The organism is Aminobacter sp. P4_D5, from assembly GCF_056401815.1.
Map to the genome: position 1 here is coordinate 1 of NZ_JBFUIP010000173.1, position 11,464 is coordinate 11,464.

14 protein-coding genes are annotated in these 11,464 nt (G+C 62.7%); 9 read left to right on the forward strand and 5 right to left on the reverse strand.

The genetic code is table 11. The annotated features are described in order from the left end of the window. Window positions 1-488, forward strand: a 488-nt coding sequence (locus AC1DWF_RS25990; RefSeq protein WP_476842209.1) for a tyrosine-type recombinase/integrase, incomplete at its 5' end; no start/stop codon positions are given. A 388-nt stretch (window positions 489-876) separates the two neighbouring features. Here AC1DWF_RS25990 and AC1DWF_RS25995 read toward each other — a convergent pair. Further along, on the reverse strand, window positions 877-1,179 hold the full coding sequence (locus tag AC1DWF_RS25995) for a ribbon-helix-helix domain-containing protein (RefSeq protein WP_476781392.1): 303 nt from the start codon (window positions 1,177-1,179) through the stop codon (window positions 877-879). Window positions 1,180-1,380: 201 nt separating this feature from the next. On the opposite strand from AC1DWF_RS25995, the gene AC1DWF_RS26000 reads away from it, so the two are divergent. From AC1DWF_RS26000 to AC1DWF_RS26020, 5 genes are all read left to right on the forward strand, one after another. Next, complete coding sequence (locus AC1DWF_RS26000; protein WP_476781393.1) at window positions 1,381-1,776, forward strand: VOC family protein; 396 nt, start codon at window positions 1,381-1,383, stop codon at window positions 1,774-1,776. A gap of 80 nt (window positions 1,777-1,856) precedes the next feature. Continuing rightward, a complete protein-coding gene (locus AC1DWF_RS26005) occupies window positions 1,857-2,387 on the forward strand; it encodes a gluconate 2-dehydrogenase subunit 3 family protein (RefSeq protein ID WP_476781394.1) in 531 nt (176 codons plus the stop codon). Between the two features lie 75 nt (window positions 2,388-2,462). Then, entirely contained in the window at window positions 2,463-4,034 is a 1,572-nt protein-coding gene (locus AC1DWF_RS26010) for a GMC family oxidoreductase (protein ID WP_476781395.1), read from the forward strand. 126 nt (window positions 4,035-4,160) lie between these two features. Next, window positions 4,161-4,748, forward strand: a complete 588-nt coding sequence (locus AC1DWF_RS26015; RefSeq protein WP_476781396.1) for an IMPACT family protein — start codon at window positions 4,161-4,163, stop codon at window positions 4,746-4,748. 64 nt (window positions 4,749-4,812) lie between these two features. Continuing rightward, entirely contained in the window at window positions 4,813-5,214 is a 402-nt protein-coding gene (locus tag AC1DWF_RS26020) for a (R)-mandelonitrile lyase (RefSeq protein WP_476781397.1), read from the forward strand. A gap of 18 nt (window positions 5,215-5,232) precedes the next feature. Here AC1DWF_RS26020 and AC1DWF_RS26025 read toward each other — a convergent pair whose 3' ends face one another. Further along, complete coding sequence (locus tag AC1DWF_RS26025; protein WP_476842210.1) at window positions 5,233-6,189, reverse strand: D-alanyl-D-alanine carboxypeptidase family protein; 957 nt, start codon at window positions 6,187-6,189, stop codon at window positions 5,233-5,235. Window positions 6,190-6,484: 295 nt separating this feature from the next. Between AC1DWF_RS26025 and AC1DWF_RS26030 the strand changes: the two genes are divergently transcribed. Together AC1DWF_RS26030 and AC1DWF_RS26035 are read left to right on the forward strand one after the other, a co-directional pair. Continuing rightward, window positions 6,485-7,576, forward strand: a complete 1,092-nt coding sequence (locus AC1DWF_RS26030; RefSeq protein WP_476781399.1) for a hypothetical protein — start codon at window positions 6,485-6,487, stop codon at window positions 7,574-7,576. Between the two features lie 67 nt (window positions 7,577-7,643). Beyond that, window positions 7,644-8,252 (forward strand): nucleoside triphosphate hydrolase, encoded by a 609-nt coding sequence (locus AC1DWF_RS26035; protein WP_476781400.1) that lies wholly within the window; start codon window positions 7,644-7,646, stop codon window positions 8,250-8,252. A 54-nt stretch (window positions 8,253-8,306) separates the two neighbouring features. On the opposite strand, the gene AC1DWF_RS26040 is transcribed toward AC1DWF_RS26035, so the two are convergent. The 3 genes from AC1DWF_RS26040 to AC1DWF_RS26050 form a co-directional block, all read right to left on the reverse strand. Beyond that, complete coding sequence (locus AC1DWF_RS26040; protein ID WP_476781401.1) at window positions 8,307-9,011, reverse strand: glutathione S-transferase N-terminal domain-containing protein; 705 nt, start codon at window positions 9,009-9,011, stop codon at window positions 8,307-8,309. Between the two features lie 132 nt (window positions 9,012-9,143). Continuing rightward, window positions 9,144-10,355 (reverse strand): beta-ketoacyl-[acyl-carrier-protein] synthase family protein, encoded by a 1,212-nt coding sequence (locus AC1DWF_RS26045; RefSeq protein WP_476781402.1) that lies wholly within the window; start codon window positions 10,353-10,355, stop codon window positions 9,144-9,146. A gap of 1 nt (window position 10,356) precedes the next feature. Then, window positions 10,357-10,611, reverse strand: a complete 255-nt coding sequence (locus AC1DWF_RS26050; protein ID WP_476781403.1) for an acyl carrier protein — start codon at window positions 10,609-10,611, stop codon at window positions 10,357-10,359. Window positions 10,612-10,807: 196 nt separating this feature from the next. Between AC1DWF_RS26050 and AC1DWF_RS26055 the strand changes: the two genes are divergently transcribed. Then, window positions 10,808-11,464: urease accessory protein UreD (locus AC1DWF_RS26055; protein WP_476842211.1), on the forward strand; the 657-nt coding region annotated here is incomplete at its 3' end.

Genomic DNA, 11,464 nt, shown 5'->3' on the forward strand with positions numbered 1-11,464 from the left:
GCGCGTGCGCTCCGCATCTCGCCCTGTTCCTGCTGATCGCACTGAGCACGGCGAAGCGGCGCGAGGCTATCTTGTCCCTGAAATGGGACAACGTGGCCCTGCATCTCAAAGGCCATGAGAAAATCGACTTCGGGGGCGACGTGGGGAATAAGCGTCGTGGTGTCACGCCCATCGTGGGCAACACGAAGCTTATCGCTGCGCTGGAGCACGCGAAGGGGGCGGCAACGTCTGACTACGTGATCGAGTTCCGGGGCGAGCGTATCGCGGACGTGAAGACTGCTCTCTCTGCCGCGTGCGTTCGCGCTGGAATCCGGCATATCAGCGCCCACACCTTCAAGCACACTTCGATCACTTGGATGGTCCAAGCGGGCATGTCTTACGAACAAATCGCCAAGGCCACTCACACATCCAAAGAAATCATCGAACGTGTCTACGGACACCACAACCCCGCGTTCTTGGCGGAAGTCGCCAATGCGGTGGCGTTCTAATTATGTTCGGGCTTGGTTCCAGAAGGGGCGTTACTTGGACTTATACTGTATTTTATTCCGGCCATTTGGGCCGGAATGAAAAGGAAGCCCGAAGGATGCCCCGACAAAAAACTTAGATAATTCAAAGAGTTAAGTGGCGGACCCGAATGGATTCGAACCATCGACCTCTGCCTTCGGAGGGCAGCGCTCTATCCAGCTGAGCTACGGGTGCTCGTCCACGGCCAAACCGCAAACCACCATCCGGCGAACCGGACGACGCGCGTTCATAACCGATGCGGCGGCAAGCTTCAACGGGGGAAATGGAGTTGCGCTGTGCTGCGAAGGCGGCGCGAATTGTGCCGTCGTTCACTCGGCAGGGTTRGGTGACCCGAGGCAGGCCTCACAGGGCTCAGGCAGCGGACGAAATCTGCAGCCTGCGCGGCGTGCCTGCCGAACCGCTCATCAGGTGGATCAGACAGCTGGTGCGCAGCAGGGAGGCGAAGTTCGGCACGCTGCCGTTGATTTCCAGCGCCTCGTCGTACAGCGTCGACAAGAACCGCGATGTCGTCATGCCCTGCCCCTCGGCGATCTCGTCGATAAGAACCCAGAACGCGGCCTCCAGCTGAATGCTGGTCGAATGGCCGGCGATGCGAACCGAACGGTTGATCGGGCGGTAACGATCGGGGTCCTGCCCGGCAAAAACCTCGCACATGGCGTTTCCACCTCCTGTTTTTCGCAAGTATGCCCCGCAGCCTCACAGCGGTCAATTTGCCTTTCAAGCGGGCTTTTCGAGCAAAACCTTCCGGCTTATCTCCTGAAATAAAATCAACTTTGCGGTAGCGGGCTGCTACCTGCCCCTTCCCGCGATGGCGCATCCTGCACACATAATTATGACAGTGCAGGAGATGCCTGATTGGCAAAGACCATCCACTCCATGATCCGGGTTCTAGACGAACAGCGTTCGCTGGATTTCTACGCCAAGGCGCTCGGCCTTGGGATTGCCGACCGGCTCGATTTCCCAACCTTCACGCTGGTCTATCTTTCCAATGAGGAAAGCAGCTTCGAGCTCGAGCTGACGATCAACAAGGACCGCACCGATCCTTACGTGCTGGGCGACGGCTATGGCCATCTCGCGGTGTCGGTCGCGGATCTCGACGACGAGCACAGCCGCATGAAGGCGCTGGGGCTTGAGCCGCGCGACATCGTCGAGTTCAAGAACAACGGCATCGAAATTGCCCGCTTTTTCTTCATATCGGATCCCGACGGATACAAGATCGAGGTTTTGCAAAGACGGGGGCGCTTCCTGTAGCGCCGCCGCAACTGCTGTTGGAGGACAGCAGTGCCAGCCAGCACATCGAACACGTGCACTAGCAAGCAAGGGAGGAAATCATGGTAACGATCTACGAGAAGCAGGCCGGCCTTTCCAGGCGTGAGCTTCTCAAACGCGGCAGCATCGGCGCGATGCTGGTGATCAGCGGCAGCGCCCTCATCAGCCCCCGCAATGCCTGGGGACTGGAGGTGACCGCACTCAAGCCGGAAACCATGGCCACCTTGATCGTGCTCGCCCGCGACATCTACCCACACGACCAACTCGCCGATCGCTTTTATGCCATCGCCGTCAAAGGGCAGGATGCGAAAGCCGGAAAGGACGCCGCCCATAAGGAATTGATCGAGAACGGCGTTGCCGATCTCGACAAGCGGGCTGGTGGCGCCGGCTATCGCAGCCTCGGATGGGAAGACGACCGCGTCGCCATCTTGCGCGACATCGAAACGACGCCGTTTTTCCAGGCAGTGCGCGGCGACCTCGTGGTCAGCCTCTACAACCAGAAGGAGGTATGGCCGACCTTCGGCTACGAGGGCGAATCCTACTCCAAGGGCGGCTACATAGCTCGCGGCTTCAACGACATCGAATGGCTTTGACGGCGAAGGCCCGCACCGGATGAGGTGCGGTTGACGCGCTGTGCGCGGCTTCGTTTCAATTTCTGGGAGGAAACAATGGCAGCCCCATACGATCTCAAGGATGACAGCGTCGTCGTCATCATCGGCTCAGGCGCAGGCGGCGGGACGCTCGGCAATGAACTGGCGCAAAAAGGCATCGATGTCGTCATTCTCGAAGCCGGCGCAAGGCATGAATACGAAGACTTCATCAACGACGAATGGGACAGCTTTTCCCAGCTTGCCTGGCTCGACAAGCGCACCACCGGCGGTGGCTGGCGCGTGGCCAAGGATTTCCCCAACCTGCCCGCCTGGATCGTCAAGGCGGTTGGCGGCACCACCACCCATTGGGCCGGCGCGTCGCTGCGCTTCCAGGATCACGAATTCAAGGCGCTGACCAATTATGGCAAGGTCGACGGCGCCAATCTGCTCGACTGGCCCATCACGCTCGCCGATCTCGAACCTTACTACGACAAGGCCGAGGACAAGATGGGCGTGACCCGCACGCATGGCATCGAAGGCCTGCCCGGCAACAACAACTTCAAGATCCTCAAGGCCGGTGCGGACAAGCTCGGCTACAAGGAATGCCATACCGGAAACATGGCGATCAATTCCGCCGACCGTGACGGCCGCATGGGCTGCCAGCAAACCGGTTTTTGCTTCCAGGGCTGCAAATGGGGCGCGAAATGGTCGACGCTCTACACCGAAATTCCCAAGGGCGAGGCCACCGGCAAGCTGGAGGTCAGGCCGCAATCGCATGTGGTCAAGATCGAGCACGACCAGTCCGGCAAGGTCACCGGCGTGGTCTATGCCGACAAGGACGGCAAGCTGCATGAGCAGAAGGCGCGCGTCGTGGCGGTTGCCGGAAATTCGATCGAAAGCCCGCGCCTGCTCTTGAACTCGCATTCGTCGAAATTCCCCAACGGGCTTGCCAATTCCTCCGGCCACGTCGGCAAGCACTACATGCGTCACACGACTGGATCGGTCTACGCGATCTTCGAAAAACCGGTGCATTTCTACCGCGGCACGACCATGGCCGGCATCGTGCGCGATGAGGCCCGCCACGATCCCTCGCGCGGCTTTGTCGGCGGCTATGAAATGGAGACGCTGGCGCTCGGCATTCCGTTCATGGCGGCGTTCCTCGACCCGGGCGGCTGGGGTCGCTCCTTCACGTCAGCACTGGACCACTACGACCACATGGCCGGGTTGTGGATCGTCGGCGAAGACATGCCGCAGGAACAGAACGCGGTTAAGCTCCATGCCGAGCTCAAGGACGATTACGGCATGCCTATCCCGGACGTGTGGTTCACGGACCATCCCAATGACGTTGCGATGCGCAACCATGCCTATGCCCAGGGACAGGCGATCTACAACGCGGTCGGCGCCACGCGCGCCTTCCCGACGCCGCCCTACCCATCGACGCACAATCTCGGCACCAACCGGATGAGCGAGAAGGCCGAGGACGGCGTCGTCAACAAATGGGGACAGACGCACGACATCAAGAACCTGTTTGTCTCGGATGGCAGTCAGTTCACCACCGGCGGCGCCGAAAACCCGACGCTGACAATCGTAACGCTGGCCATCAGGCAAGCCGATCATATCGCGTCGCAGATGTCGGCCGGCGCGATCTGACCCGCCTCCCAGGCGCAGAGGTCGTCGGGCAGCGGACCGCCCGGCGACCTTTTCCCGAGCACCTCTTTTGCGGCATCGGCGCCCGATTGACGATCGCGACATCGCATTGTCTAACGGCCGCCAGCCATGTTCACGCTTACGCAACTCGAAACCTTCAGCCAGGACATCAAGAAGAGCCGCTTCCTCGCTGCTGCCGGCCCGGTGTCGGACGAGAAGGCGGCCAAGGCGTTCATCGCGGCCCATTCGGATGCCGGCGCCAACCATAATTGCTGGGCCTGGCGCGTCGGGCAGAATTATCGCTTCAGCGATGACGGCGAACCGAGCGGTACCGCAGGCAAGCCGATCCTGCAGGCGCTCGACGGCCAATCGCTCGACAATGTCGCCGTCGTCGTCACCCGCTGGTTCGGCGGCATATTACTTGGCAGCGGCGGGCTGGTGCGGGCCTATGGCGGCACCGCCGCCACCTGCCTGCGGACCGCCGCCAAAGTGGCCATCGTCGTCACCATCGAGGCGAAGGTCACTTGCGGCTTTGCCGACCTGGCCCTCGTCCAGGCGCGGCTGGCGGCCCAGCCTGGTGTCAGGACGATCGCCGAGGCATTCACCGCGACCGGCGCCGAGCTCACCCTAGCCCTGCCCGAGGCCGACACGCCGGCGATCGTGCGCATGATCACCGACCTGACCAGCGGGCGCGCCGTGGTCGCCTTGCCCGATTGAGTTTTATCCGGCCAAACGGTCGCGGACCGGCGTATGATGGCGCCAAGCCACCAAGGAGATAAAAATGGAAATCAAACGCTGCGGCTCGCGGCCCTCGGCAAAGCCCTCGCCCGACTACTTCACCGGCACGGTGCGCCAGGATCCGATCTTCGAAACACCAGCACCTGCCCGGCTGCGCGCGGTCACCGTCACCTTCGAGCCCGGCGCGCGCACGGCCTGGCACACCCACCCGCTCGGCCAGACCCTGGTCGTGACCTCGGGCTGCGGCTGGGCGCAGGTCTGGGGCGGTGCGGTCGAAGAAATCCGCAGCGGCGACGTGGTGTGGTTCGCGCCTGGCGAAAAGCACTGGCATGGCGCTGCGGCCACCACTGGTATGACGCATATAGCGCTTCAGGAAGCGCTTGACGGCAGCGCGGTCGACTGGCTGGAGCACGTTTCAGACACGCAATACCAAGCGCCCGCTTAAGCACGAGCGGAAGCTCGCCTACTGGACCTCGGCCATCGGCACCGGCGCGGACGTCGARCCCTGCATCGGTACTGCGCCCATGGCCGGCATGGGCGTTGCGGCAGCCACCGGCATCGGGGCTGCGGGTGCGGCAGGAGCGGTCTGATAGGCCAGGCTGCTGCCGGCAGCCTGGGGCATGTAGCGCACGATCAGCTCCTCGACATGGGCGTTGCGCTTGCGCGCGGTGTCGCCGCCCATGACGACGATGATCAGCTTGCGGCCATCGGCATTGACCGAGGTCACGATGTTGAAGCCCGACGCCCTGATGTAGCCGGTCTTGATGCCGTCGACGCCGTTGACGCGGCCGAGCAGGTCATTGTGGCCGCGCACGCGCTTGCCACGGAAATTGAAGTCGGTTGCGGCGAAGTAATAATAGTTCTGCGGAAAATGCTTGCGCAGTGCCATGCCCAGCACGGCCATGTCGCGGGCTGTGGTGTGCTGCTGCGGATCGGGCAAGCCAGAGGCGTTGCGGAACACGGTATTGGTCATGCCGAGCTGGCGCGCCTTGGCCGTCATCATGCCGGCAAAGGCCGCTTCGCTGCCACCGAGATATTCGCCGACAGCAACCGCGACGTCATTGGCCGACTTCGTCGCCAGCGCTCGGATCGCCGCTTCGAGCTCGATCTGCTCGCCCCGCTTGAAGCCAAGTTTTGACGGTGGCTGCGAGGCAGCGTTGCTCGACACCGGGATGAGCGTGGTTTTCGACACACGTCCCTGCTGCAGCGCCTCGAAGGTCAGATACAGCGTCATCATCTTGGTCAGCGAGGYGGGATAGCGCGGCGCGGTCGAATAGGCCTGATACAGCGTGCGCCCATTGGAGGCATCGACGACGATCGCCGCATATTTTTCCGACGCCGCCGCCACCGGCTGCGCGACATTCAAGGTCTCGGTGGTGGAGCAGCCGGCGAGCACGGCGACCACGGCAAACAGCGCCACAAGATTGCGGAGCAGTCCAAGCTGCCGAAGCCTGGGAAATCTGAAGGGCAGCTGAGATAAGGTGGCCTGGGCTTGCAAGGGAAAAACCTGTCGGTGGTCGCCAAAAATTAGGCTTTGTCACATGCCGGTCAGCAATAACAGCCGCAAGGCTACAGAATGCGCGCCAGCCCGTCCATTTGGCTCGTCGCTGCCAACACATGTTGTGCCGATGGTGTTGAATATTGGTTACACCCCATGACTTGCGCCCGAACCGGCAAATCGGCTCTCTTGGCGGCATGAAGTGGGGTGATTTGCGATGAATGTGTTTAGCTTCGACGCCGAGGGAATTGCAGTCACGCTCGACCTTTCGGTTGGCCACATCGCCGACCTCGCCATCGAAAGCGGTGGGCGCACGCTGAAGCCGCTGCATCGCGCGCCATGGATAGACCGGGGCGATCTGCCCGAGGGGCTGCCGGAAGGCGTTGTCAGATTGTCGGGCGATTTCTTGTGCGCGCCGTTTTCGCGCAGTGATGTCGAGCCGGCACCGCTGCATGGCTGGAGCGCCAACAGCGAATGGCAGCTCGCCTCCGATGAGGCTATCCCTGGAGGCCGACGGGCAAGTTTTCGCCTGGAACGCAAGATCATGGGGGCCCTGGTCGAAAAGACGCTGATCCTGCGCGACGGCCACCCGTTTCTCTACCAGGAGCATGCGTTCACCGGCGGTTCTGGCGCGATCCCGGTCGCCCATCATCCGATGACCGAAATGCGCGAGGGCGGTCGCCTGGCGTTTTCGCCAAAGCGCCTCGCCGCAACGCCACCCGATGTGACGGAGCCCGACCCGGTGCGCGGCGCCTATGTGCTTGCCTATCCCGCACGCAGCGAAGACCTCACGCGCTTTCCGGCCGCATCGGGCGGCACGGTCGACCTCACCAATTTCAGCCCTGACAACCGGCACGAGGATTTCGTCACGCTCATCGAGGCCGATCATGGCGGCCTGGGCTGGACTGCGGTGGCGCGCAAGGCCGAGGCCGATGTCGTTTTGGTGCTCAAGAACCCGACCGAGCTGCCGGTCACCATGCTGTGGATCAGTAATGGCGGTCGTTATTATGCGCCGTGGAACGGTCGCAGTGGCGTTCTCGGCATCGAGGACGGGCGCACTGATATCGGCCATGCCGCCTCGCTGGGTGACAACTGGCTGAAACGCGAAAATGTCGAAACGGCCTTTGCGCTCGGCGGGCGCGTCGCCTTCCGCCAGGTGGTGGGTTCAGTGGCATCGGACACTGGCGAGGTGCCGTCCGCGGTCGAAGCCGTGGCCGGAAAGCTGCGCCTCAACTTCAGCGACGGCGCCAGCCGCGAAGTGCCGTTCGACGAAACCTTCCTGCGGATCGGACAGTCGCTCTTGAACTGACGGTGCTACCGCCTCAATTTTGACGGATGCGCCAGCAGGATGCACATAACCATCATTGGGAAGGCCTATGTCAGAGATCGCTCATATCGCCGCCACCCTGTTCAAACGCGCACACCATGCCGAGCGCTTCGTGATCGGCATCGCCGGGCCGCCCGGATCGGGCAAGTCGACGCTATCGGCCGCCCTGCACGACGTCCTGCCCGAGGGCTCGGCGGCCGTGGTGCCGATGGACGGCTTCCACTTCGACGATGCGGTGCTCGACAAACGCGGGCTCAGGGCCCGCAAGGGCGCGCCCGAGACTTTCGACTTCGCCGGCTTCGAGGTGCTGCTCAAGCGGTTGCGCGCCGCCGAGCCTGACATTGCGATCCCCGTCTTCGACCGCAGCGTCGAGCTATCCAGGGCAGCAGCTGCCATCGTGCCCGCGGAGGTGAAGTTCATCCTCGTCGAAGGCAACTACCTGCTTCTCGACGAAGAACCATGGCAGCGGCTCGGACCGCTGCTCGACTTCACCATCTTCGTCGATGTGCCGCGCGAAGAACTGGAGCGGCGACTGGTCGAGCGTTGGCGCGAGCACGGCCGCTCGGACGCCGATGCGCGTCACTGGATCGACACCAACGACATGCCCAATATCGACCGCGTGCTTGCCGCGCGCCGCAAGGCCGATCTGGTGATCTGACGCCAGTCAATCGAAGCGCTTCGTATCCGGAGGACGCGAAGCGCTCGATATGGCTTAGCCACGCGCCGGAATGTTCAGGCCCGCCTGCACCGCGGGCCGCGCCAGGCCGCGTTCCAGCCATGCCGCGACATGGGTAAAACTGTCGAAACCGACGAGATCGCGCGCTTCATAAAAGCCGATCAGATTGCGCACCCAGCCGAGCAGCGAGATGTCGGCAATGGTGTAGTCGTCGTCCATGATCCACTTGCGCCCTGCAAGGCGCTGGTCGAGCACGCCGAGCAGGCGGCGCGACTCGTCCCGGTAGCGTTCGAGCGGGCGCTTGTCGGCGATTTCGCGGCCGGCGAATTTGTGGAAGAAACCAAGCTGGCCGAACATCGGGCCAACCGAAGCCATCTGGAAAAACAGCCACTGCACGGTCTCGTAATGCCGCGCCCTGTCGCTGGGGATCAGGCGCCCGGTCTTTTCAGCAAGATAAAGCAGGATCGCGCCCGACTCGAACAGGCCGATCGGCTTGCCGCCGGGACCGTTGGGATCGATGATCGCGGGGATCTTGCCGTTGGGGTTCAGCGCCAGGAATTCGGGCGTCCAGCTCTCGTTCTTGCCGATGTTGATGGCATGGGCCTCGTAGGGCAGGTCGAGCTCTTCAAGGGCGATCGACACCTTCACGCCGTTCGGCGTCGGGAAGGAATAGAGCTGGATGCGGTCGGGATACTTTGCCGGCCAGCGTGCAGCAATCGGAAATGGGGTGAGATCGCTCATCGTCGGTTCCTCGGGGTAGGCCGGCGTGAGGCACGGCTGGGGGGACAAGCAAGAGTTAGGCATGCGCAGGCGCTGCATCAATATGCAAATGCGCGAGCCTGGTGAGAGTTCCACCAACGGCCTGACGCCTGGTCAGACCGCCTTCACCGCCACGACGGCATTGGTGCCGCCAAAGGCAAAGCTGTTGCTGATCGCCACCCGCACCGGACGCTGCTTGGCGACATTGGGCGTGACGTCGAGATCGCAGTCGGCATCCGCCTCGCGATAGTTCGCGGTCGGCGGTACGATACCTTCGCGCACGGCCATGACGCAGGCGATCAATTCGAGCGCACCCGATGCGCCAAGGCAATGGGCGTGCATCGATTTGGTCGACGACACCGACAGCTTGTCGGCATGAGCGCCAAAGACGCGCCGGATGGCCGTCGTCTCGATCTGGTCGTTGGCCTTGGTTCCAGTGCCATGGGCGTTGATGTAGTCGACCTCTTCGGGCGAAAGGCCTGCGTCGAGAAGGCAGGCACGCATGGCTGCCGTCGGGCCCTCGATGGTCGGTGCCACGATGTCGGAGGCGTCGCCGGACATGCCGGTTCCGGCAAGCTCGGCCAGGATCGTCGCGCCGCGCGCGGTGGCGTGTTCGTAGGTCTCGAGCACGACCATGCCCGCGCCCTCACCGAGCACCAGCCCCTGCCTGTCGGCGGAGAATGGCCGGCAGGTGTCGGGCGAAACGACGCGCAAGGCTTCCCAGCCCTTGATGATGCCCCAGATCAGCGGCGCGTCGGTACCGCCGGCAACAATGGCGTCGGCGCGGCCGAGCAGGAGCTGATCCATCGCGGTTGCGAATGCGTGATTGGACGACGAGCAGGCGGATGTGACGCCGAACACCGGGCCGCGCAGGCCAAGGCTCATGCTAACCTGGCCGGCCGCGGCACCCGGCATGACCTTCGGCACCGTGAAGATGCCTGTACGGTTCTTGCCTTCAAGCAGGATCGCCCGGTAGCTTTCCTCGATCGCTTCCCAGCCGCAGATGCCGACGCCGATAATCGCGCCTACCCGGTGAGTGTTGGTTTCATCGACGACCAGGCCCGAATGCCGCATCGCTTCGTTAGCCGCTATGACGGCAAGAAGGCTGAAGCGGTCCATCGAAACAAGCTGTTTGCGCTCGATGCCGTGCTCGGGCAGTTGCCTGATCTCGGCGCCGACGCGAATCTTGAGATCGTACAAGGCCGAGTTCGTCAGCGGCCCGATGGCCGAACGGCCGGCACGCATGGCGTCCCAGATTGATGGGGCATCGGTGCCGAGCCCGCACAGCCCGCCGATTCCGGTGATGACGATGCGGGGACGCTTCATCTCAGGCGGATTTTGCGATCAGGGCGCGAACGGCTTCAACCATATCGCGAACATTCTTGAGGCTGTTCCAGGCGTCGACAGTGTTCATCTGGATTTCGATGCCGTACTGCTCCTCGAGGTCGAAGATGATCTCGGTGAGCTCAAGCGAGTGGATGCCCAGCGACGTCAGTTCGGTGTCAAGCGTGATCTCTTCGCCACCCGGTTCGGCATGCGCCTTGATCTTGTCGATGATGTCCGTTGCCAACTGGTCGGCCATAGATACACTTCCCCAGAACTTTTACATCTTGTCAGGTCCGCGCCGCGCAATTCCTGCGTCGGGCTCGAGCCAGTCTTTTGGGCGATATTCGCCTTTGAATTGAGCCCAAAAGGCATCCCTGTATAGAAACCGAAACGCCGCGAGGCAACAAGCTATATATCGACAAACCCGTCAGTGTGGCTAACCTCAAGGCATCATGACCATCAACGCATCATTGTCCGCGGCAACGGACGCGGCGGCGATTTCCTCGCAACGCGTGGCAGCACATGCCCGCATCGATGTCGCGTTTCGCCATGGCCGCAGCCGCCTCGCCCGCCTCTATCAGGATGGCGCGGCCAAGATCAGATTGCCCGATACCGGGAGCGATCCGCTGGAGGCGGTGCTGATCAACATGGCGGGTGGCCTGACCGGTGGTGACCGGCTTGGCTGGGAGGTTTCCATCGGCACGAGCGCACGCGCGGTCGTCACCACCCAGGCCTGCGAGAAGGTCTATCGCGCGCTTGCCGACGCAGCCCAGGTTGATGTCCGCCTCACCGTCGGCGAAGGTGGTTTTTTGGGATGGCTGCCGCAGGAAACGATCGTTTATGACCGTGCCTGCTTTTCACGCACGCTCGACGCCGATCTCGCGGCGGGTTCCGAAGCGCTGATCGTCGAAGCGACGATCTTCGGCCGCAGCGCCATGGGTGAACGTGCTGTGCACGGCACCTTCCGCGACCGTTGGCGCATCAGGCGCGAGGGCCGTCTCATCCACGCCGAGGATTTTTTCGTCGGACCAGACATCGAATCAACCCTTGCCAGACCGGCCTCGGCGGGTGGGCGCATCGCCATGGCGACGCTGCTCTTGATCTCGCAC

Coding starts and splice junctions, on each gene's coding strand:
- AC1DWF_RS26035 (WP_476781400.1), top strand. CDS start 7,644: ATGTCAGAGATCGCTCATATCGCCGCCACCCTGTTCAAACGCGCACAC.
- AC1DWF_RS26020 (WP_476781397.1), top strand. CDS start 4,813: ATGGAAATCAAACGCTGCGGCTCGCGGCCCTCGGCAAAGCCCTCGCCC.
- AC1DWF_RS26050 (WP_476781403.1), bottom strand. CDS start 10,611: ATGGCCGACCAGTTGGCAACGGACATCATCGACAAGATCAAGGCGCAT.
- AC1DWF_RS26040 (WP_476781401.1), bottom strand. CDS start 9,011: ATGAGCGATCTCACCCCATTTCCGATTGCTGCACGCTGGCCGGCAAAG.
- AC1DWF_RS26045 (WP_476781402.1), bottom strand. CDS start 10,355: ATGAAGCGTCCCCGCATCGTCATCACCGGAATCGGCGGGCTGTGCGGG.
- AC1DWF_RS26010 (WP_476781395.1), top strand. CDS start 2,463: ATGGCAGCCCCATACGATCTCAAGGATGACAGCGTCGTCGTCATCATC.
- AC1DWF_RS25995 (WP_476781392.1), bottom strand. CDS start 1,179: ATGTGCGAGGTTTTTGCCGGGCAGGACCCCGATCGTTACCGCCCGATC.
- AC1DWF_RS26005 (WP_476781394.1), top strand. CDS start 1,857: ATGGTAACGATCTACGAGAAGCAGGCCGGCCTTTCCAGGCGTGAGCTT.
- AC1DWF_RS26015 (WP_476781396.1), top strand. CDS start 4,161: ATGTTCACGCTTACGCAACTCGAAACCTTCAGCCAGGACATCAAGAAG.
- AC1DWF_RS26030 (WP_476781399.1), top strand. CDS start 6,485: ATGAATGTGTTTAGCTTCGACGCCGAGGGAATTGCAGTCACGCTCGAC.